Source organism: Longimonas haloalkaliphila (genome assembly GCF_055379825.1).
This window is the reverse complement of the sequence record NZ_AP043948.1, coordinates 2,963,960-2,985,006: the sequence shown is the minus strand read 5'-3', so window position 1 is coordinate 2,985,006 and position 21,047 is coordinate 2,963,960. Positions and strand designations below refer to the sequence as shown.

Here is a 21,047-nt window from a genome sequence, read left to right as displayed (position 1 = left end):
TTATCGTCGTCGTAATACGCCAGATCGTTCCCCGAGTGGCATCGGCATACAGATTGCTGAGAACGACCTGGGCGTGCACACTGGGCGTAAGTGCGCTGGTGTAAGTGGTACGTGTATTGGTGCGGGTGTGACGTAGACTGTCCGAAACAGCTCTGCGCTGAGGTCGCAAGCCGAAGAGCCTCAGCGCGTGCACGAGAGGGACTTATACTTCGTACTGGAGGACGAGCTCACCCATCTGGATGGTGTCTTCGTTCTGAAGCTCAACGGTCTCCTCAGGCGGCACTTCTTCCTCGTTAACCCGCGTCGGGTTTGTCGTGCTCTTGTTGCGAAGGAGGATTTCGTTATCGCTTGTCTTCTGAATAATTTCAGCCTGGATACGGGAGACGGTACGGTAGGTGTCGCCCAGCTGAATGTGAGCAAAGGCGCGTTCTCCTTTCACGTCTGCACGACCGATCGTGACCACATTGCCATCGTCCTCTTCACGCGGGAAGCCAGCAATACGGAATTCGCGCCCCTTATCGGGTCCTGATATAATGACCAGTTTGCCAGGGATGAACTTCATCGTTTTCGGGGGAGCCTTAAATTTAAGCGTTTCGGGACTCTCGGGCTTGTTTGCAACCGAGCTACTCGACTCCGATTTGATGCGTGGTACCGGGCGGTCGGGTGACGGCTCGTCTTTTTCGTCTGGGAAGAGAGTGCCGTCGCTACCCTGGGCTCCTTCATCTCTGTCCTGCAGTTCCGTATCCTGAACACCGAGGTCTTCATTAGCGGGCTTGACGGACTCAGCTGCTTTCTTGGCCGCCTCTTCAGCTTCTTTTGCTTCTTTCTCGCGTTGCTTTCTGATCTCCTCGGAAGCTTTTTCATCACGCTTCCAGAGGTAGAAGCCAGCACCACCAACAACAAGAGCAATGATGAGCCCGATGATTCCGAGAACAGTGAAGGGATCAAAGTCGCTCTCAACGGCGCGAGATCCGCCCTGGGCGACATCGTCAACAGCCGACCGCGAGCTTTCAATGATAAAGGGCTCGCGATTGAATGCGCTAATCGAAACCAGACCTGCTACCTCCAGCTGCTGGCCCTCTTCAGGAGCACCGCCTGACGAAAACCGAATGCGGATCTCGTCGCCTGCTTCAGACGCCATGATATAGTTTTGAATGCTGTCGCCTTCACCGTCTACGAGTCGCTCAACGGTGCCTTGGACGGTCACCTCGGCGTCGTTGTACTGACCGGGGTTATCCAAAATATCACTAATTGACGTCTGGGCGTGAACGGGGGATGTCCCGATAAAGGCCAAGAACGCTACGGCCAACCAAGCAAATCTCATTGTGCAAAGGGGGCGAGAATGAAGGAATATACGTTAGGGGTAAACATGGTCGCAGAGTCACAAAAAGTGCCGGGCGCTGACTCATACGTGCAAGCGTGGTACGGCTACACGATAGGTAATAGAAGGGACGGGGTCAATTGCCTCGTATGCCGACGCGTACAACACCGATCCATTCATTGTCGTTGTACATCGGCCAGACGACCTCATAGGTGCTCCGTCCGTTGTATTCAATTTCGTGATGATAGAGCGCCGGGGTTTGGGAGGTACGCCGCCATATATCGTCACCGTACTCCAGTCCACTTCGCGCGAACTGTTCGCTATGTACAAGAGACTCCCGAGCATCCTGAATCGCAAAGTAAGATAGAATATCGCTTTCTTTAAAAAATGTCGAAAACCTTTCCATTAGGGCATCAGCCAGGTAGGCGCCGCTCAGCAGGCTGGCCACAGCGCTGCCGGTTGCAGTGTAGGACCGTGACAGCTGTTGGTCAACAAGTCTGTTCCAGCGCCGCTCGCTCTGAATGTCGCTCAGCAGGTTTTCAAGGAAGACATTCTCTTCTGATGACGTCTGGGAGACAAACTGAACGACGAAGTAGCCAGCATCGATTGGGGAGATCAGCCAGGCTCTGTCCGGGTCTTGGGTTGATTGCAGCATGGTAACGTTTCCAGAGAGCCGCTCCAGGTCGGTCATCGAGGGCGGAGCAATCGTCCCGGAGTCATAAAAGATGACGTCAGAGCGTGCATCGCGGGTCATCATGTAGACGCCAATCACAAAGTCGGGAAAGCGGATGCGCTCAGTCTCGCTTCGGACGTGGCGCACAATCCGATCGGAGGTGACTCCCTCAAAAAGGATGTTACCGTGGTGGGCGATCGGGCTCAGCATCTGACCCCGCACAGTGATCAGGCTTGAGAGTACCGTTTCAGGGGTTGGGTTTCGGATAGCAAGCCGTTTGGCAATGTCGAAAGCTCGGTTAAACCGGGTGGTGATCATGTAGAGCTCTTTAAGGTCTTCCGCCGCCTCGTCCCACTGCACGTATGACTGGTTGTCATCCCAATTGTTTACGATGGACTCGTAAGCACGAATCGCAGGTTCGTGATTTTCGGTTGCATAGGCAGCCGTCCCGCAAAGATAGTTAAGCCGAAAGGTCTGACTGCTGTACTGGCTGTACTGCCGGCAGTACCGGTGAGCACTTGCCATGGATGAGCGATCAACCAGCCGACCGACCCAGCTGGAGAGGGCTGTCGCAATGCGACCACTAAACCCGCTCAGGCTGCTGGCAGACATGTGCTCGTTCTGCGTGATCGATGTAAGAAAGTCAGGGACCTGTGTTACATCGCCTCCGTTCTGCGTGTGCTGAAACCAGGCCCCGTACACATCATTCAGTGCAGATTTTGCGCGGGGTACTGGGCAGCGCTGAATCGTTACGTTGACGATGTCAAGAGCACGCTCAAAGCTGTTAGCAGCAAGAAGGTCGTCTACGCTTTCGAGCTGTACCTCGACAAAGTTTTCGCAGACGGCTTCGACAGAAGGCCCCTCCGAGAAAGAAGAGGCAGAAGCATGCGCCGCAGCGATAGGGAGGCTGCCTGCTATGAGAGCAGCAAGACACAATACGTAGGTTGGTAAGCGTGAGTGCATGGTGGTCAGGTTAGGCAGTGCGCCAAAGAGGTAAAGCATGGTTCGTGTGACGAGCGGGAGGTACCGAGTTGTGTACTAAGGTCATGCCATTTCTTCGGCAGGAGGGAAAGCATAGGTGCGTACGCGGCCCAAATTCCGAGAAATCGTACCGGCCTCGGCCATCACAACGGAGATGTTATCGGTAGATCCAGCGTGGTAGGCAAGCGAAACCAGCGACTCGGCGGCAGTTTGCAGGTTCTCCGTACCTATCATGTAAGACGCAAACATCTGCTCCTGGTTATCCATTTTGTCGACAATAAGCCCGTCGGAACACAACAAAAACCCGTCGCCCTCTGAAAGTTCAAAGTAAGAAGACTCAGTTGGGAAAAAGTCGGGGCTGTCGTTGCCGCCGTCCAGTGTCTTGTTAATAATGTGCCCGTACTGCCGCACAAACTTGGGGTCAAGCTCGTCGGTGTTGGCCTGCTTGCGAAACTCCTCAAGGTAGGAATGGTCCGTCGTTACCTGGCGCATTTGGCCACTATGAAGATAATAGACCCGGCTGTCGCCCATATTTCCAACAACGAAACGGTCCTGGAAGCCCAGTACACACGTTAAGGTGGTCCCCATGCCTTGGAGGCTGGGTTCCTCATCAATAACGGAGCGAATGGCCTCCTGCGCCTCTTCGTACACGTCGGAAAGAATTTCTTTCAGATCCTCAGGAGCTGTCTGATACTGAAACCGCTCCTCCAGATACGTCTGGATGCGTTCCAGAACGGACTGGCTTGCAATTTGGCCACCTGCCGTTCCTCCCATCCCATCAGCCACCGCGAGAAAGAAGGCGTCTGGATGCGGATAGAGTTGTAGAATGTCGTCCTGGTTGACTTCGCGACGTCCAGGATACGTGGTGCCGTGAGCAGAGATCGGGAGCATTATGTGCAGAGAGAGTCTTCAGCAACTATCAAGTAAGGTGTGGGCTACGTCGTACGGAGACCGGTGCATGCACACGGGCATCATCGTAAAGTGCCTAAGCGTGCAGATCCCGAAAGGGCATCGTACATAATGGCGGCGTTTGTAAGGTATACAAAAACCGTGCATGAGAACTATCTTCAAAAGGGCTGCCTTCAAAAGGGCTGCCTGTAAAACACCACGCACACAAGTTGGCAGGTGTCAGTTGTGCGTCAGTCAGTACACAAAAGCCAGATACACAAAGAGGGTGTCGTACAAGGCCCAGCCTCAGGTGAGGGCGGATGCAGAAGATGCAGAACAGGACCGGCATTGCTCATCATCGGCGATTTGCATGATACCCTGCTCTGGGATAATAAACAATCTGAGCAGCACACAAAAACAAAAAGAACAGCCAATGGATACTGGAGCACGTGCTACAGTGCTATCTCTGCACTATTTGCATGCTCTGCTGCGGTAAAACAACGTCGCAGAAGCTGCGAAGTCTGTACTTGCTTGAGCGCACTAAAAAGTGTACGCAATAGAGGGCCAATGGGCAAGCGCAGTTGGGTTAGATCTTCTTATGAATGTACGGGTGGTATGCAGAGGATGTAATAATGTGCCATCCTGTGGCGTATTCGCACGGAAGTAGAACAAAGCAGGCGTACAGAAATGCGCAACATATCGAAATGAGAGTGGGAAGAAATAGAAATCACTGCCGGATAGCATCTGAAAAGGCTGTGCCGGTGAACGTCCGCTTGGGCACCCTGCGAAAGAAAGACAGGCATGCGTCTCTTCGCAATGGCGTTACGGCGCGGTACAATATCGTCCGAACCGCACGGATGGCCAAGCATACACGCTGTGCAACTATCATAGCTTCGCGGAATCCCACTCAAGCTCTGCACCGTCTGCTCCATGAACGACAACACGACCCTGTATCTGATTGATGCGATGGCTCTTGCCTACCGGGCCCATTACATCTTCATCAAACGCCCCCTCATCAACTCGAAGGGTGAAAACACTTCAGCTGCATACGGCTTCACCAATTCGCTGCTCAAGCTCATCAGCGAACATGAAATGGAGCATATCGCTGTCGTGTTTGACGTGCCCAGCCAAGACGGTACGTTCCGCGAAGATATCTACGAAGACTACAAAGCGCACCGCGACCCGCCGCCCGACGAGCTGCTCGAAAACCTGCCGCGCATCAAGTCGATCGTTCGTGCGATGGATATTCCCGTTGCCGAGGTGGAAGGCGTAGAGGCTGATGACGTAATCGGTACGCTTGCCCGCGACGCCGAGCAAGACGGGGCAAACGTCGTCATCGTGTCGCCCGACAAGGATTTCAAGCAGCTCCTGTCGCCCGCTATCTCAATGTATAAGCCGGCACGGGGCGATCAAGACTTCGAGCACATTACGGCGGAGAGCTTCCGCGAAGATATGGGGCTCGACCCCGCGCAGTTCGTCGACATGCTGGCGCTCTGGGGCGACTCCTCCGACAACGTACCGGGCGTACCACTTATCGGGGAAAAAACGTCGCAGAAGCTCCTTCGTGAGTATCCCGACGTGGAAGCAGTCATTGCACACGCCGACGAGGTGGGCGGAAAGCGCGGCCAGAACCTCAAAGAGTTCGCGGATCAGGCCCGCATGAGTCGTAAGCTCGTGCAGATCAAAACCGACGTCGACTTCGGTCTCGACTGGCACCAGCTGCGCCAGGCCAATCCAGACATGAATGAGCTGCGGCGTCTTTTTGAAGTGTTCGAGTTTGAGTCGCTTCTCGACCGCGTAGATCTGAACGGAGACGGCAAAGACACATCCGTCTCCAGTAGCGACACTCCCGACGATGGGGGCGATGCTCTTTCGTTCGATTTTGGCCCCTACGAAGCGGTGAAGGAGCTCGATCCCGATACGGTTACCTACGGCTTCGTTCAGCACCGCCAGGAGCTTGAGGCGTTCGCGGAGACGCTGGCTGAGCACGACCGCTATGCGTTTGATACCGAAACCACCTCGACCGATTCGATGATTGCGTCGCTGGTGGGAATGTCCTTCGCCTGGACGCCGCACGAGGCTACCTACGTACCCACACCGCTGCCCGACGGCACGTCCACGCAAGAGGTGCTCGATGTGCTGCGTCCGGTTCTTGAGCAGCATAGCACGATCATCGGGCACAACCTCAAGTACGACCTGGTCGTGATGCGCCGCCACGGGGTCGATGTGCAGGGCGATCTCTTCGACACGATGATTGCACACTACCTCCTGCATCCCGAACAGGGGCAGAGCCTGAACGATGTGGCACGTTCGCTCCTGAACTACAAGATGGAGCCGATCGAGAACCTGATCGGTTCGGGGCGCTCGCAGGTTACAATGCGCGATGTCGATATTGCGGATGCGGCACGCTACGCCTGCGAAGACGCCGACATCAGCTTACAGCTTACCGGTCCGCTCGAGGAGTCGCTTCGCGAGATTGACCTGTGGCCGATCGCCACTGAGATGGAGTTTCCGCTTGTTCGAGTGCTCGCCGAGATGGAGCACACGGGCATCCGCGTCGACACCGACGTACTCGATGCTATCTCAGAGCGCCTCGCCGACGAGCTCGATGAGATCAGCAGCCAGATCTACGAGCTGGCAGGCACCGAATTCAACATCAACTCGACCCAGCAACTTGGCGAGGTGCTGTTTGAAAAGCTCGACCTGCCGGTTATCACCAAAACCTCGACCGGGCGCCCCTCCACCAAAGAGAGCGTGCTCGAAGAGCTCTCCACGCAGCACGACCTGCCCGGACTCGTGCTTGACTGGCGCAAGACCTACAAGCTGAAGAGCACCTACCTCGATAGCCTCGGCGAACTGGTGCATCCGGAAACGCAGCGCATCCACACGAGCTTCAACCAGGCGCGGACGGCCACGGGGCGCCTCTCGTCGTCGGACCCGAACCTGCAGAACATTCCGATTCGCACGCCCGTCGGACGCGAGATTCGCAAAGCGTTTGTGCCACGCGAAGGCTGGCAGCTCATGGCAGCGGACTATGCGCAGATTGAGCTGCGCATCCTGGCATCAATGAGTGGCGACGAGGCCATGCAAGAGACCTTCCGCGACGGGGGCGACATTCACACCGACGCCGCGGCTCGCGTTTACGGCATCGACCCCGGCGACGTGACACGCGATCAGCGGCGTAAAGCCAAAGAGGTCAACTACGGCATCCCGTACGGCGTGTCCCCATGGGGGCTCGCGCAGCGCCTTCGCACCTCGGTCGAGGAGGCTCAGGAGCTGATCGACCAGTATCGCAAGTCCTACCCAGGGGTTGCCTCCCTCCTGAACCAGCTCGTCGAAAAGGCGCGCGACAAGGGCTACGCTGAAACGCTACGCGGACGCCGACGCCCGATTCCGGATCTTACGGCCAGCAACTCCAATCGCCGTGGCGCCGCTGAGCGTATTGCCGTAAATATGCCGATCCAGGGCACCCAGGCGGATATGATCAAGATTGCCATGAACCGTGTTGATGAGCGGATCCGGCAGGGCGAGCTCGAAAGCAATATGCTGCTTCAGGTGCACGATGAGCTTGTGTTCGACATTGCACCCGGCGAAGAGGAGGTCATGACCACCCTCGTTGAGACCGAGATGAAGGCTGCGCTTCCGCTCGATGGCGTGCCAGTCGCTGTCGACATTGCACTCGGTAAAAACTGGCTGGAGGCGCATTAATATTTCTAAGAGCCTGTTTGGGTTTTGGTTTGGAGGCGAGAGCGAGCGCCGCTGCGGCGAAAATTGGACTACGATGGCGGTTCGTAGCCGGGGCTACGGGCCGACATTGGGGGCAATTTGCACCAGGGGCATGACCTTCGGCCCCAGTCCAGCGCCGCCGCTCGGAGCCCAAATTAAGAAATCAAAACAGGCTCTAAACAGGAACAGAGCACCTATCACAGAGCACTTGTCCCGGAACGCGGGCATGTGCCCGTTCGTGCAGCACAACCGTTCTTCTCTACTCACGACCCGCTTTCGTATGAGCACCGCTGTTTCGCCATCGCCCGTCTCGGTAGACGGCTTCTCGTTCGTGCAGGAATCCGGCGGCATCCAGCAGTATGAGCTGGAGGCTAACGGACTGCAAGTTCTGCTGTATCCGATTGATGCTGCGCCGGTTACGAGCGTTATGATTACCTACCACGTAGGGAGTCGCAACGAGCAGACCGGGCACACCGGCGCCACGCATATGCTGGAGCACCTGATGTTTAAAGGCACCGACCGCTTCCACAAGGAGCACGGCACCTCGATCTTTGACGTGCTGCAGCGCGTGGGCGCGGAGGTCAACGCCTCTACCTGGACCGACCGCACCAACTATTACGAGATGTTGCCGCGTGAGCATGTGGGCATGGCGCTCGACATTGAGGCGGACCGGATGCGCAACGCGCGCCTGGCCCCCGACGATGTGGAGTCGGAGCGGACGGTCATTCTGAATGAGTTCGATCGCGGGCAAAACGAGCCCACGCGCCGGCTCTTCGATGCGGTGTGGAGCGCAGCATACGTGGCGCATCCGTACCACCACCCGACCATTGGCTGGCGCAGCGACATCGAGACGATGCAGCCGGAGGACCTGCGTCACTTTTACGACACGTTCTACTGGCCCAATAACGCCACGCTGAGTCTCATCGGGTCGGTCGATGTGGAGGCCGATCTGCAGGCTGTGGCCGATCACTTTGGCACCATCGATGCAGCTCCACATGACATTCCGGAGGTAACCACCCGCGAGCCCGAGCAGCGCGGGCAGCGCCGCGTGAATGTGCACCAGGATGGTGAGCTCGGGGCGATCTTGTCGAGCTACAAGGTGCCGCACGGACGCTCGGAAGAGGCCGATGCGCTCGACGTGCTGGCGCGCATCCTGGCATCGGGCAAAAGCAGTCGCCTCTACCGCCGGTGCACCGACAAGGAGCTGACTACCGACGTGTTCGCGTTCAACTTTCGGATGCGCGATCCCAGCCTCTTCTCGCTGTTTGCGTTTCTCACCCCGTCGTCAACGCACGACGATGTGGAGGCTGCACTTGAAGAAGAGATCGAGCGCATCCAACAAGAAGGCGTGACTGAGGATGAGGTGGCACGTGCGCAGCGCCAGCTGGTCGCTAAAGAAGCCTACGGGCGCGACGGGCCGTATCGCATTGCCTCGCAGCTCAATGAGGCTATCGCCGTGGGCGACTGGACGCTCTACACCGGGTACCTCGACCGCATCCGCGCGGTGACGCCCGATGCCGTGCAGCAGGTGGCCCAGGCGCATCTGCACACAACCCAGAACACCATTGGCTGGTACGTGCCGGATGCGTAGCCCCACGGCAACAGCCCCACGGTAACAGCCCCACGGTAACAGCCCCACGGTAACAGCCCCACGGCAACGCGCTGGGTGCCTGCCGATTTTTTTCGTTTTGACTTGCTCTATCTGCTCTACCTGTATGGATCGCTCAACGCTTTCGTATGCCGACCGTGTGCATGACCGCCCGGTTGGGCCGTGTCGTTTGCTCACCTTGAAAATGCCGGTTAGTGGTTTTGTGTCGTGGCGCGGCTCGTTCCGCACTCATCCCGAATTGGGGGCCCACGACGATCTGGTGCAACGCCTGATGGTGGGCATGCTCGATAAGGGGACTGCCACGCACGACCGATTCGAGCTCGCCGCGCTGCTGGAAGAGTGCGGCGCCCAGCTCTCGCTATCGAGCGACGGACTGTACGTGGACGTGTCGGGACAGGCCCTCACGGACGATCTGCCTACGGTGCTCAACGCGGGAGCTGACATGCTGCAGCGTTCGTCGTTTCCCAAAAACGAGTATCCGAAGGTGCAGGCTCAGGCACTGGCCGACGTGCAGCGCTCAATGCAGAACACCTCATCGCACGCGTCGCGGGCACTCATGCAGCGGCTTTTCTCGGTTGACCATCCAAACTACAGTCGCCCGTTTGAGGATGAGCTGCAGGGCCTGCAGCAGGTTACCCGTGAGCAGGCGCAGGCGTACCACCAGGACCACGTTACGCCGCACGCCTTCACGCTGGTCGTAGCTGGCGACCTGTCTCACGACGCCGTTGAGTCGGCCGTCCGCGATGCGTTTGGCGCTTGGAGCGGCACGGCGCCGGCTCCGACGCATGCCACTGAGGCCACAGCCTGTGCGCCGGGCACAGCCACCGTTCCGATGGCCGACCGCGACAACATCGACGTGCGCATGGGGCACGCGCTCCCCATGCGCCGCGACGACGATGACTACCTGCCGCTCTACCTGGGAAACTACATCTTGGGCGGTAACTTCTCCGCGCGCCTGATGGCGACCGTCCGCGATGAGCTCGGCCTCACCTACGGCATCCGGTCAGGGCTCTCGGGTATTAGCACCGAGTACGACGGCAGCTGGACGATCGGCGTGACGCTAAGCAGCGAGGCGCTCCAGCACGGGCTCGACGCTACGCGCCAGGTCGTCCGCGACTTTGTGGAGGGCGGGGTCACCGAAGAAGAGCTCGACGCCAAGAAAACGACTATCACCGGCTCCTATAAAGTAGGTCTGGCCACGACAAAGCGCGTTGCGCAGTCGCTCTTGACCAACGCCGAACGCGGCTTTCCGGTGAGCTACCTCGACGAGTTCCCCGAGCGCATCCGCGCTGTTACGCTCAATGAGGTCAACGACGCCATCCAGACGCACCTCGACCCCAATGCGCTGCATACGGTGATGGCCGGGAGCGTGCCGGAGACGGTCGATGAGGCGGCGTAAGTCTGTGAGCGAAGGTGAGGGGCCTTAGAACCTGTTTTGATTTCACACGTCGCGAGTGAAAACGAACGGGAGTCCGCCTCGTTTTCGGTGGTGAACAGACGTTTCACCGAAAGCGACACCGAAGCTATGCGCAAAGACTATAGCTCCGATTTGACGGACTCCCAATGGCACAACATTAAAGCGGTTCTCAATACCTCGCGCCACCGCCAACATGACCTGCGCCGCGACATTCTGGATGCGATTTTCTACGTGGTCAAAACGGGATGTCAGTGGCGAATGTTGCCTGGTGGATTTGCGCCGTGGCAGACGGTGTACTACTACTTCCGAACGTGGAAACAGCGCGGCGTAATCGCACGTCTGCTCAGCATAGCCCGGCGAGGCGCACGGCGAGAAGCCGGGCGCGAACCCGAGCCCAGCGTGGTAATTATTGACTGCCAATCGGTTTCGATCACCCGCTCAGGCGGTCTGTGCGGCTTTGACGGCAATAAAAAAGTCAAAGGGCGCAAACGGCACATACTCACGGACACGCAGGGCTGGACGTGGGCCGTCGGCATTCACGCCGCCAATGAGCACGAAAGCCAGCACGCCTTCAAGCTCATTGAACGGGCTGAACAGCGAAGCGAACGTCTTGAAGCGGTCTTCGCTGACAAGGCCTACCGCGGCGATCTCGAAGACGACCTTGAGGAAGCGCTTGGGCTTCGGCTTGAGATCACCGAATCCGACTCCGAAGAGCCGGGCTTCTCCGTCGAGCCGAAGCGCTGGATTGTCGAACGAACACTCGGCTGGTTGGGGGGCTGGCGGCGACTTGCGAAGGAGTACGAGCGCCTGGCCGAGACGAGTGCCGCCATGGTCCGGCTCGCGTCGCTACGATTGGCCCTCAGCCGCCTCTAACGGCATATCAAAACAGATTCTTATACTCAGATCAGATCAAGCACCTCCTACAACCCCACCGCAACCCCCTCACGCCGCGGGTCGGCGCTGCCGTGGTAGGTGGCGGTGCCGTCGCTGTCGTAGTGGACATGCACGCCGTGGGCGCGGCCCCAGCGGCTGCGCACGTTCAGCGGCCAGCCGCGAGCCTCCAGGTTTTCCCGCACATCTTGCGGAAAGCCGTGGCGCTCCAGCCACATCGTGTTCGGCTTCCACTGATGGTGAAAACGCGGGGCCGTGATGGCCTGCTCGATATCCATCTCATGATCAATCACATTCATGATCACCTGAAACACCGTCGTGATGATCGTGGACCCGCCCGGCGAGCCAATCACAAGCTGCAAGCGCCCGTCGGGGTTTTCCACGATCGTAGGCGTCATCGAGGAGAGCATCCGCTTGTTTGGGGCCACCGCATTGCGTTCGGATCCGAGCAGGCCAAACTGATTGGGCACGCCTGGCTTCAGGCTGAAGTCATCCATCTCGTTGTTCAGGAAAAACCCGGCGCCATCCACCACTACCTTCGAGCCGTACGCGCTGTTAATTGTCGTCGTTACGCTCACGGCTTGTCCGTCAGCATCCACGACCGAGTAGTGCGTCGTCTCCATCGGTTCAGCGCCTGCGGGCATGCCGTGCGACACCGAATCGCTCGGAGTGATGCGGCTGGGATCGACATCTGACATCCGGGTGTGCATAAACGCCGGATCCAGGAGTCCGTCAATGGGCATCTCCACAAAGTCGGGATCGCCCATCCACTCGGCGCGGTCGGCATACACGCGGCGCATGGCCTCGCCCAGTATATGAATGGTTGTACTGGCATTGAGCCCGTATTCGGCCACGTCGTGGTCTTCGGCTGCGTTTAGCAGTTGCGCCAGGGCGACGCCGCCGGAAGACGGCGGTCCCATCGACAGGACCCGGTGGTTGCGGTAGGTGGATACGACCGGTTCGCGCTCAACCGAGGTGTACGAGGCCAGATCGTCATGCGTGATGAGCCCATCGCCGCGCTGCATCTCGGCGACGATAAGATCGGCAGTCGGCCCCTCGTAAAAGCCACTACGTCCGTTCTCGCGGATGCGGATGAGCACGTTCGCCAGATCGGGCTGGCGCAGGAACTGTCCCGGTTCGTAGCGTCCGCCATGATCAGACTCGTTTCCAAAATAGCGATGCGTGCTGGCAAACTGGTTAAAGTCATCTTGGGCGCTGTTGAGCGCCTCGGCCTGGGTGGGCAGCACCTCGAATCCGTTGATAGCCAGCTCGATAGCGGGGGCCATGACCTCGGCGCGGGAGAGCGTGCCGTACTCCTCCAGGGCGTACAGGAGACCGTCTACAGTGCCGGGCACGCCCGAGGCGAGGTGGCCGCGGCGGCTCCGTTCTGGAACCGCGTTGCCTTGCGCATTCAGGTAGACATCGGGTGTAGCGGCGGCGGGAGCGGTTTCTCGGTGGTCGATGGTAAGCGCGGTGCCGTCAGGCTGGCGCAGCACCAGGAATCCGCCGCCACCCAGATTGCCGGCGCGGGGATAGACCACGGCCAGCGCAAATCCGACAGCTACCGATGCATCAACAGCATTACCGCCCTGCTCGAGGACTTCTCGCCCGGCCTCGGCCGCTGCCGGATGGGCGGCTACAACCATTCCGTTCTCTCCATATTCCGGAGTCGCAGCCAGTGCAGTCGGGGCGTTAACCGGTGCAGCAGAGACGGTGCCGACAAGCAGTGCCCAGCTTGCGCAGATGAGTAGGAGCGTACGGGCGGAGCGGTGTACGGTAGCAGCCATGCGGTTGGGGAAGACTAAGCACAGGAAGCAGAGCGGATTACGTGTCGTCTGGACCGGGCATAATGTAGGCAAGACCGAAGTACACAAACAACAGGCTGCCGCTTGAAACGAAGAGCCCGACCAGAAAGGCCGCGCGTACCAGAGTGACATCAAGCCCGAAGTACTCCCCAAGTCCAGAGCACACGCCAAGCAGCTTCTTGTCGCTGGATCGACGTAGGCCACGCTCCTCGCCTTCCGACGCCTCTTGCTCGGCGTCGAGCGCTGCTCGCGCCTCGCGAATCTTTTCTTGCAGCTTGCGATCAAGCTCCTCGTCTGAGGGCGCTTTGCCGGAAGAGCGCGATGTGTCGGGTTCGGCGTTTTTCTTGCGTTGGTCGCTAAAGACGCCGAATCCAATAATAGCTGCCATAAACGCGACGAGTCCGGCCCCAATCTGTGGGCTGAGGAACGAGAGCGTGGTAAACTCGGCGACGAGAAAGAGCGTGAGCACCAGCATCATACCGATGCCCGTGGCCATGGCAATCCGGCCAAACCGGTTGGATGCCGATTTGGGAGAAGCGGAGAACAGCGTATCGAGTTCATCTTCACTGATCTCGTTGAGTTCGGCGTCGCTGAGTCGGTCGAAGGGAGCTTCGGGCGAGCGCTCGCGAGAAGAAGACCCGGAGCGGGGGCGTTCGCGGGTAGCCATAGTGGTTTTTGTCGGTAGACAGTTCGGGGAGTGAGCGGTGCAGTGACGTCAGCGGGTGGGCGAGGAGGCGCGGGACCTGGAGAGCGGGGTAACGGTGGTGGTTTCGGTGATAACGTATGTTACGGGCACGTCGTGAGGGGCGTTGGGTATATCATTGACCATGCAGGCATCGAAGGAAAGCGCGATGGTAGTAACGTCGAGATCGCTGAGAAAGCAGTCGTAGAACCCCGATCCATGTCCAATACGATGCCCGTGCTGGTCTACACCAAACGCGGGTACAATCACAACGTCAAGGTCAGCCGGGACGATGCGCTCGCCATGCACCGGCTCATGGAGTCCCCACCGGTTGGGTTTGAGCGCGTCGGTGCCAGAGAACAGGCGGGCTTCCATTGCAGGATTGCCTGCTTCAAAGCTGGTTACAACGGGCAGGGCCACTGTCATGCCCGCAGCCACGCAGGTGCCGATGAGCGGGCGCGTGTCTACTTCGCCGCGCTCTACGTGGGGCCAGTACGCCATTAGGGCACGGGCGTTTTGCACAGCAGGGTGTTGCTCCGTGCGGGCACAGATGCGACGGCTCCGGGTATTGTGCTCGGTGGTAGAGAGCGCTTGCCGGTAGGCGTCAAACTGCTGGCGGAGTATGTCTTTCGGGGATGAAGCCATTGTATTCAGATCGCAATTTCACGGGCTCCATTAAACGTCGCAGCTAAATATTTTGTTACGAGTATACTTCAACACATACGAATCCGCAAAGCTTTATGTCTGATTCTACTGCTTCGCCCGCCGATGATGCTCACACAGCGCCTCATGATGCATCTGAAAAGAATGCCTCTGAGGACGTCTCTTCGGATCGCAGCGATTCGGATCGCAGCGATTCGGATCGCATTGATGCGTTCAACGCCCACCGGGAGCGCATGAACGAGCGTATTCTTGAAGAGGGGGACCATCTGGGCATCAAACGGTTCTTTCGCCTCGACGGAGCGGCCTATGACGACGGTGCGCTCCCGGGCGATACGAAAGAGCTTATGGGGTTAGTGGCGTCGGCTGTGCTGCGCTGTAACGACTGCATCGACTACCACCTGCAGCAGTGCGTAGAAGCCGGCTGGTCGGACGACGAGCTCATGGATGCGCTCAACGTAGCGCTTGTCGTGGGTGGGTCGATTGTAATTCCTCATCTGCGTCATGCGGTGGAAACGATTGATTTACTGCGTAGTCGTGAACAAGCAGGCGAATAGTGCATTCTTATCCGATGCTTGCAATACTGGAGCAGCTGACTGCTGTGCCGTGCTACGGTGCACACAAGGCGGCTCTACCGGCCTGCAACCTGTGTCTCAGTCTGCGACCTGCTTATGTTTGAGAGTCTTTCCGACAAATTAGATAGCGCCTTGAAGTCCGTTACTGGACAGGGGCGTATCAACGAGCTAAACATCGCCGAGACGATGCGCGAGATTCGTCGTGCATTGCTCAACGCGGATGTCAACTACAAGGTAGCGCGCGACATCACGAACCGCGTCAAAGAAAAGGCGACCGGTGAGGAGGTGTTGCAGTCCGTTACCCCGGGCGAGCAGCTCACGAAGATTGTGTACGACGAGCTCACGCGCGTCCTGGGTGGTGAGCATGAAAGCATTGAGATGGCCGACCATCCGCCCACGGTTATCCTCGTGGCCGGACTTCAAGGGTCGGGCAAAACCACATTCGTGGCCAAGCTCGCCCGCCACCTGCGTTCGAAAGGACATGCGCCGCTTCTGGCTGCAGCCGACGTATACCGTCCGGCGGCTGTCGACCAGCTGCGTACGTTGGCCGATCAGGTCGGCGTGCCGGTCTACTCCGTCGAAGAAGATGGCGAGATCGTGCAGGATGCTGTGCGCGTAGCCGACGAAGCCGTTGCGCACGCCAAGCAGAAGGCGCGCGACGTCGTTATCATTGATACGGCGGGCCGTATGCACGTCGATGAGAAGATGATGCGCGAGGTCGCCGACATCAAGTCGACGGTTGAACCGAACGAGATCCTGTTTGTGGTCGACAGCATGACCGGGCAGGATGCGGTGAACACCGCCAAAGAGTTCAATGAGCAGCTCGACTTTGACGGCGTGGTGCTTACAAAGCTCGACGGCGACACCCGGGGCGGCGCCGCGCTCTCGATCCGCACTGTGGTCGAGAAGCCCATCAAGTTTGCCTCTACCGGCGAGAAGCTTGACGCGCTTTCTGAGTTTTACCCCGATCGCATGGCCCAGCGCATTCTGGGCATGGGCGACGTGGTCTCGTTTGTGGAGCGCGCGCAAGAGCAATACGATGAAGAGCAGGCCGAGAAGCTGAAGCAGAAGATCAAGTCGGAAGACTTTGACCTGCAAGACTTCTACGACCAGCTGCAACGGATTCAGAACATGGGGTCGATTAAAGACCTCATTGGTATGATTCCGGGTGTGGGTTCGCAGATGAAAGACCTGGACCTCGACGAGGATGCGTTCAAGCATATCGAGGCTATGATTCTTTCGATGACCCCTGAGGAACGAGCCAACCCACAGATCCTTAATGGTACGCGGCGCCGGCGCATTGCGCGCGGCAGTGGCATGCAGGTGCGCGACGTGAACCAGCTGATCAAGCAGTTCCGTGACATGAAGAAGATGATGAAGACCATGTCGAAGTTCACGGGCCAGGGCCGGTCGGCGAGTATGAAAAAACTCATGGGACGACTCGGAGGCGGAGGAGGAAAAAACCCCTTCCACGGCTGACCGCCCCGATTCATCCGCCTGAAATACTGGACCCTGAAATACCGCGCCCTGAAACATCGCGCTACCTGGCTCAATGCCAATGCGTTTGCCGATGCGCCTGTGCAATGCACCTGTGCATCCCCTTACTCCACTATACGTTACTCTTACGACCAAAAACCAACCTAACCTGTGTCAGTCAAACTCCGCATGCGCCGAATGGGGCGCAAAAAGATTCCTGTGTTCTCTATCGTAGCGACCGACTCGCGCAACGCCCGCGACGGACGGTATATCGAAGATCTGGGCCGCTACTATCCGCTTGAACAGCCTGCGACCGTACAGGTCGACGAAGAGCGCGTGCTCTACTGGCTTGAGAATGGTGCCCAGCCCAGCGATACGGTGCGCAGCCTCATCAGTAAGCGAGGCCTCATGCTGCACCATCACCTGAAGAAGAAAGGCAAGTCGCCGGAAGAGATCGCTGAAGCCGTCGATGCGCATATCCAGCGCCTCGAAGAAAAAGGCGAAGACGTTAAGATGACGGCCGAGATGCGCCGCGCTCAGGCACTTGAAGAAGAGCGCCAGCGCGCTGCGGAGCTCGAAGAAGAGCGCCGCAAAGCCGAAGAGGAACGCCGCAAAGCTGAAGAAGAAGCGAAAGCGAAGGCAGAAGCTGAAGCCAAGGCCAAAGCCGAGGCAGAGGCCGCTGAAGAAGCTGCCGCTGAAGAAGAAGCGGCTGATGAAAGCGCCGATGTCGAAGCTGCAGACGCAGAAGCGGAAGACGCCGATGCCGACGACGAAGCGCCTGATGCCGACGACGACGCATCTGACGAAGACGCCGCCGACGAGAGCGACGACGAGAAAAAAGATGCGTAATGCAACCGGCGCCAGTGACCATACCGCCAGCGAAGGTGCTGACCCTGCACTCGTGCAGGTAGGGCGCATCGGTAAGCCGCATAGCCTCGATGGCACCGTAAAAGTCATCCCTACAAGGGATGCCCCCGAGCGCTTCGCCGCGTTCCGTACGGTGTACATAGGACGCTCTCCGGAGCAAGCTGCGGCCCATGCAGTCGGTGATGTGCGATTCCAGCCACACAAGAAAGGCACTACGGTGCTACTCACGCTGGAATCCATTGCCGACCGCACGGCCGCCGAAGCGCTGCGTCGCCTTGCGGTCTATGTGCCCGAAGAGGCCTTTGTGCTTGACGACGAAGAGCACTTCGTGCACGATCTGGTTGGGTGGGCAGTCTGCCTCAACGAAGGCACGCCTGTCGGCACGCTTAAAGCGATCATGCCCCTGCCCGGCCCCGACGTGCTCGTCATTGAGATGGAGAACGGGACGGAGGCCATGGTGCCCTTTGTAGAAGACTTTGTGCCTCGCATCGATGCAGATGCACAACGCATCTACATTGCACCGATTGAAGGGCTGCTGGATGCGGAAGCTGCAGACGAAGTGCCGCCTGCTCCGTAGCATATGATCTGTGCCACGCGTCTGCTGTGCCCCTGCACGGGTTACCTGACTATCTGCTATGCCTGCTATGCACATTGACATCATTGCCGCGATTCCGGACCTTGTCCGCGAGCCGCTACAGCACAGCATTGTGGGCCGAGCGCAAGACGCCGGGCATGTGACGATCGAGGTGCACGACCTGCGCGACTACGCAACCGACAAGCACCGCCAGATCGACGATTACCCGTTTGGAGGTGGCGCCGGCATGGTCCTCAAACCTGAACCGCTCGTGCGATGCATCGAAGCGTGCCAGTCCGAGGCCTCGGCCGATGCAGTGGTCTATCTGACCCCCGACGGCGAACCCTTAAAGCAGCCGCGCGTCAACCGGATGTCGATGCATGACCATGTTATTATGGTCGCCGGGCACTACAAGGGCATCGACCAACGTGTGCGCGACCACTACGTAACCCACGAAATATCGATCGGCGATTACGTGCTCAGTGGGGGCGAACTGCCTGCCCTGGTTCTGGTAGATGCGATCGTGCGGCTCTTGCCCGGTGTGCTGGGTGATGCGTCGTCGGCACTCACCGACTCATTCCAGGATGGGCTGCTGGATGCGCCCGCCTACACCCGCCCGGCGGTCTTTCGCGGACACAAAGTCCCCGACGTGTTACGCTCGGGAAACCATGCGCGTATCGACGAGTGGCGCGATACCCAGCGTATCGAAAAGACCCGTACACGGCGCCCAGATTTGCTGAATGACGAGTTGGGTGATGAGTTAGATAATGAGTAGCGCCGCTTCATATTTGCAGCACATATTTGCAACACGACCTTCCGTAGCACGGGATGCGTGCGCATCCCGCTGTTTTGTATTGTTTAACCTTTTAAAGCAAAGCATACCATGGCAACAAATTTGATTGATATAGTCGAAGCAACGCAGCTCAAAGACGACGTTCCGTCGTTCGATCCGGGTGCCACGGTGGTTGTGCACCTGCGTGTGGTTGAAGGCGACAAGGAGCGCATCCAGAAATATGAGGGTGTAGTGCTGCAGAAGCGAGGCAGCGGCTCAAACCGGACCTTTACCGTACGCAAAAACTCTGGTGGCGTGGGCGTAGAGCGTATCTTCCCGATGCACTCGCCCCGCATTGCACAGATCGATGTGAAGCGCCAGGGTCACGTGCGTCGTGCCCGCCTCAATTACCTGCGCGACCGCACCGGTAAGTCGGCCCGCCTCCGCGAACGCCGCACCAGCTAGGCTGCATCGGTTAAGCTGTACTGGCTAAGCCGGATGTGGTCCGGTGGAGCGTCCTCTTGCGTGTGCTCTTTCTTTGCAACAGCTATAGCGTATGCCTACCCGCATCGCCATCTGGGATCGTCCACCTGCACAGGTGCTCGCCACCAGCCTGCAGGAGCAAGACGTCTCGTTTGTTATTGAGCGCCACGCACCCGAGGTGTGTACTGCGCTTGCCATGAAAGGAAAGGTAGATGTGGCCCTGGTGCCAACCTACCTTGCTTTGCAAGGACACGACGGGTTCGATGCCATTCCAGGCATCGGACTCTCGTCGTGGCAGTATCCGTTTGCGCGGCTGGTATGGAAAGACGGACTGTCGTCGTTTCCTGAGACCGTGGCGTATCCGCGTACACATGTGACCGAGCGCTTCGTTGCGCGTGTCATCTTGCATGAGCATTACGGTGTTGATCCGTCGTTTACGCCGGTAGACACCGACGACCCAGCTTCGCTCCACCGGTCCAGTGCTGATGCCGGACTCCTCGTGGGGCCGCAGGGTGCAGCTTACGATGCAGGCGAGGCGTTTGCGATGGATCTGGGGCGCGAGTGGTACGAGCTCACCAACTACCCGATGGTGTGGGGGCTCTTCGTGACCAAGCGCGGCGAAGCCACTACGCCGCTCGTTGAGGCGCTTATGGCTGCCGGAAAGCATGCAACTGAGCATCGCGACGATTGGAGCGCCAGCGCAGACCCGCCTCAGCGCCTGCGCGAGTTCTACACCGAAGACCTGCGTACCGGTATCGGACGCCTGGAACGAGCCAGTCTCACAGACTTTCGGACCTACCTGTTCTACTATAACGTGTCCGACGAAATCCCGGATATGCCTTTTGTGTCGGAAGATCCTGACGCCGCAGCTTCTGAAGACACCGACGATGCTGATACGCACGATGCCAACGACGCCCCCGATGGACCGCTGCCCCTTACAGGCGTGTCGTAGCCTGGCACGGTGGCGACGCGGGGCAGTACAAGACGACACCGAGAGGCCGAATCGTATCGGGTCTATTTCGACCCCGCAGCTTTTAGAGCCTGTTTGGGTTTTGGTTTGCAGTCCAGCGCCGCCGCTCGGAGCCCAAATTAAGAAATCAAAACAGGTTCTTAGGCGCTCACTTGTCTTTCAACAACTCTCTCTGGTTTTATGAGCAGTGGTGTAAAAACGGTGGAGCGCAATAAGAAGGCGCGCCACGAGTACTTTATCGAAGACACGCTGGAGGCAGGTGTTGTACTTGCCGGCTCTGAGGTGAAGTCTGTCAAAGATGGCAAGATGAGCCTTGATGGTACGTACTGTTCACTCGACCGCAAGGGCGAGATGCTCATGCACGGGGCGTACATCAAGCCGTACAAGCAAGCAAGCCACTTTAACCATGAGCCGCGCCGCTCCCGAAAGCTCCTTTTGAAGCAGCGCGAGCTGGAAAAGTGGGCCGATGCCTCATCGAAGAAAGGCTACACGATTGTCCCGCTCGAAGTGTACATCCGCGACGGCTGGGTCAAGGTCAAGATCGGTCTTGCCAAAGGCAAAGACGTGCGCGACAAGCGGCAAACCGTGAAGGAACGCGAGTCGGAGCGTAAGCTGCGCGACGTAAAACACGCCTTTAATCGATAGCGGCTGCCACGATATTTCCTGAATCCTTTTCA

18 protein-coding genes are annotated in these 21,047 nt (G+C 58.4%); 12 read left to right on the top strand and 6 right to left on the bottom strand.

Annotation, left to right across the window (positions count from 1 at the left end):
* Positions 1-202 precede the first annotated feature (202 nt).
* From ACZ48V_RS11660 to ACZ48V_RS11650, 3 genes are all read right to left on the bottom strand, one after another.
* A complete protein-coding gene (locus tag ACZ48V_RS11660) occupies positions 203-1,324 on the bottom strand; it encodes an FHA domain-containing protein (RefSeq protein WP_464539339.1) in 1,122 nt (373 codons plus the stop codon).
* Between the two features lie 133 nt (positions 1,325-1,457).
* Positions 1,458-2,996 carry a hypothetical protein gene (locus ACZ48V_RS11655; protein WP_464539337.1) on the bottom strand — a complete coding sequence of 513 codons (1,539 nt, stop codon included), beginning with the start codon at positions 2,994-2,996 and terminating at the stop codon, positions 1,458-1,460.
* 42 nt (positions 2,997-3,038) lie between these two features.
* Positions 3,039-3,866, bottom strand: a complete 828-nt coding sequence (locus ACZ48V_RS11650; protein WP_464539335.1) for a protein phosphatase 2C domain-containing protein — start codon at positions 3,864-3,866, stop codon at positions 3,039-3,041.
* A 927-nt stretch (positions 3,867-4,793) separates the two neighbouring features.
* Here ACZ48V_RS11650 and polA point away from each other — a divergent pair.
* From polA to ACZ48V_RS11630, 4 genes are all read left to right on the top strand, one after another.
* Positions 4,794-7,571, top strand: a complete 2,778-nt coding sequence (polA, locus tag ACZ48V_RS11645) for a DNA polymerase I (protein ID WP_464539333.1) — start codon at positions 4,794-4,796, stop codon at positions 7,569-7,571.
* A 298-nt stretch (positions 7,572-7,869) separates the two neighbouring features.
* The gene (locus ACZ48V_RS11640) at positions 7,870-9,180 is read left to right on the top strand and encodes a M16 family metallopeptidase (RefSeq protein ID WP_464539331.1); all 1,311 of its coding nucleotides are present in this window, start codon (positions 7,870-7,872) and stop codon (positions 9,178-9,180) included.
* 124 nt (positions 9,181-9,304) lie between these two features.
* Complete coding sequence (locus ACZ48V_RS11635) at positions 9,305-10,597, top strand: M16 family metallopeptidase (protein WP_464539329.1); 1,293 nt, start codon at positions 9,305-9,307, stop codon at positions 10,595-10,597.
* 36 nt (positions 10,598-10,633) lie between these two features.
* Positions 10,634-11,488: an IS5 family transposase gene (locus ACZ48V_RS11630; RefSeq protein ID WP_464538143.1), complete on the top strand. Its 855-nt coding sequence runs from the start codon at positions 10,634-10,636 to the stop codon at positions 11,486-11,488.
* A 47-nt stretch (positions 11,489-11,535) separates the two neighbouring features.
* On the opposite strand, the gene ggt is transcribed toward ACZ48V_RS11630, so the two are convergent.
* From ggt to ACZ48V_RS11615, 3 genes are read right to left on the bottom strand one after another with little or no spacing between them, the layout of a single operon-like run.
* Positions 11,536-13,293 carry a gamma-glutamyltransferase gene (gene ggt, locus ACZ48V_RS11625; RefSeq protein WP_464539327.1) on the bottom strand — a complete coding sequence of 586 codons (1,758 nt, stop codon included), beginning with the start codon at positions 13,291-13,293 and terminating at the stop codon, positions 11,536-11,538.
* Positions 13,294-13,330: 37 nt separating this feature from the next.
* Positions 13,331-13,978 carry a PspC domain-containing protein gene (locus ACZ48V_RS11620; RefSeq protein WP_464539325.1) on the bottom strand — a complete coding sequence of 216 codons (648 nt, stop codon included), beginning with the start codon at positions 13,976-13,978 and terminating at the stop codon, positions 13,331-13,333.
* Between the two features lie 48 nt (positions 13,979-14,026).
* Positions 14,027-14,638 carry a 5-formyltetrahydrofolate cyclo-ligase gene (locus tag ACZ48V_RS11615; RefSeq protein ID WP_464539323.1) on the bottom strand — a complete coding sequence of 204 codons (612 nt, stop codon included), beginning with the start codon at positions 14,636-14,638 and terminating at the stop codon, positions 14,027-14,029.
* 251 nt (positions 14,639-14,889) lie between these two features.
* On the opposite strand from ACZ48V_RS11615, the gene ACZ48V_RS11610 reads away from it, so the two are divergent.
* The 8 genes from ACZ48V_RS11610 (at position 14,890) to smpB (ending at position 21,015) form a co-directional block, all read left to right on the top strand.
* Positions 14,890-15,210, top strand: a complete 321-nt coding sequence (locus ACZ48V_RS11610) for a carboxymuconolactone decarboxylase family protein (protein WP_464543124.1) — start codon at positions 14,890-14,892, stop codon at positions 15,208-15,210.
* A gap of 114 nt (positions 15,211-15,324) precedes the next feature.
* Positions 15,325-16,707: a signal recognition particle protein gene (gene ffh / locus ACZ48V_RS11605; RefSeq protein WP_464539321.1), complete on the top strand. Its 1,383-nt coding sequence runs from the start codon at positions 15,325-15,327 to the stop codon at positions 16,705-16,707.
* Between the two features lie 168 nt (positions 16,708-16,875).
* Positions 16,876-17,553: a 30S ribosomal protein S16 gene (gene rpsP, locus ACZ48V_RS11600; protein WP_464539319.1), complete on the top strand. Its 678-nt coding sequence runs from the start codon at positions 16,876-16,878 to the stop codon at positions 17,551-17,553.
* A complete protein-coding gene (gene rimM, locus ACZ48V_RS11595; RefSeq protein WP_464539317.1) occupies positions 17,546-18,148 on the top strand; it encodes a ribosome maturation factor RimM in 603 nt (200 codons plus the stop codon). The genes rpsP and rimM overlap by 8 nt, the downstream gene beginning before the upstream one ends.
* A gap of 58 nt (positions 18,149-18,206) precedes the next feature.
* Positions 18,207-18,920 carry a tRNA (guanosine(37)-N1)-methyltransferase TrmD gene (trmD, locus tag ACZ48V_RS11590; protein ID WP_464539315.1) on the top strand — a complete coding sequence of 238 codons (714 nt, stop codon included), beginning with the start codon at positions 18,207-18,209 and terminating at the stop codon, positions 18,918-18,920.
* A 108-nt stretch (positions 18,921-19,028) separates the two neighbouring features.
* Positions 19,029-19,382, top strand: a complete 354-nt coding sequence (gene rplS / locus ACZ48V_RS11585) for a 50S ribosomal protein L19 (protein WP_464539313.1) — start codon at positions 19,029-19,031, stop codon at positions 19,380-19,382.
* Between the two features lie 91 nt (positions 19,383-19,473).
* The gene (locus tag ACZ48V_RS11580; RefSeq protein ID WP_464539311.1) at positions 19,474-20,352 is read left to right on the top strand and encodes an MqnA/MqnD/SBP family protein; all 879 of its coding nucleotides are present in this window, start codon (positions 19,474-19,476) and stop codon (positions 20,350-20,352) included.
* A gap of 198 nt (positions 20,353-20,550) precedes the next feature.
* A complete protein-coding gene (gene smpB, locus ACZ48V_RS11575) occupies positions 20,551-21,015 on the top strand; it encodes an SsrA-binding protein SmpB (protein WP_464539309.1) in 465 nt (154 codons plus the stop codon).
* Positions 21,016-21,047: the final 32 nt, after the last annotated feature.

Excerpts from the sequence above, each read along its gene's own strand:
- ffh (WP_464539321.1), top strand. The coding sequence starts at position 15,325 with ATGTTTGAGAGTCTTTCCGACAAATTAGATAGCGCCTTGAAGTCCGTT.
- ACZ48V_RS11655 (WP_464539337.1), bottom strand. The coding sequence starts at position 2,996 with ATGCTTTACCTCTTTGGCGCACTGCCTAACCTGACCACCATGCACTCA.
- ggt (WP_464539327.1), bottom strand. The coding sequence starts at position 13,293 with ATGGCTGCTACCGTACACCGCTCCGCCCGTACGCTCCTACTCATCTGC.
- smpB (WP_464539309.1), top strand. The coding sequence starts at position 20,551 with ATGAGCAGTGGTGTAAAAACGGTGGAGCGCAATAAGAAGGCGCGCCAC.
- trmD (WP_464539315.1), top strand. The coding sequence starts at position 18,207 with ATGCCTGCTATGCACATTGACATCATTGCCGCGATTCCGGACCTTGTC.
- ACZ48V_RS11610 (WP_464543124.1), top strand. The coding sequence starts at position 14,890 with ATGAACGAGCGTATTCTTGAAGAGGGGGACCATCTGGGCATCAAACGG.
- polA (WP_464539333.1), top strand. The coding sequence starts at position 4,794 with ATGAACGACAACACGACCCTGTATCTGATTGATGCGATGGCTCTTGCC.
- rimM (WP_464539317.1), top strand. The coding sequence starts at position 17,546 with ATGCGTAATGCAACCGGCGCCAGTGACCATACCGCCAGCGAAGGTGCT.
- ACZ48V_RS11660 (WP_464539339.1), bottom strand. The coding sequence starts at position 1,324 with ATGAGATTTGCTTGGTTGGCCGTAGCGTTCTTGGCCTTTATCGGGACA.
- ACZ48V_RS11635 (WP_464539329.1), top strand. The coding sequence starts at position 9,305 with ATGGATCGCTCAACGCTTTCGTATGCCGACCGTGTGCATGACCGCCCG.
- ACZ48V_RS11640 (WP_464539331.1), top strand. The coding sequence starts at position 7,870 with ATGAGCACCGCTGTTTCGCCATCGCCCGTCTCGGTAGACGGCTTCTCG.
- rplS (WP_464539313.1), top strand. The coding sequence starts at position 19,029 with ATGGCAACAAATTTGATTGATATAGTCGAAGCAACGCAGCTCAAAGAC.
- ACZ48V_RS11650 (WP_464539335.1), bottom strand. The coding sequence starts at position 3,866 with ATGCTCCCGATCTCTGCTCACGGCACCACGTATCCTGGACGTCGCGAA.
- ACZ48V_RS11620 (WP_464539325.1), bottom strand. The coding sequence starts at position 13,978 with ATGGCTACCCGCGAACGCCCCCGCTCCGGGTCTTCTTCTCGCGAGCGC.
- ACZ48V_RS11615 (WP_464539323.1), bottom strand. The coding sequence starts at position 14,638 with ATGGCTTCATCCCCGAAAGACATACTCCGCCAGCAGTTTGACGCCTAC.
- ACZ48V_RS11580 (WP_464539311.1), top strand. The coding sequence starts at position 19,474 with ATGCCTACCCGCATCGCCATCTGGGATCGTCCACCTGCACAGGTGCTC.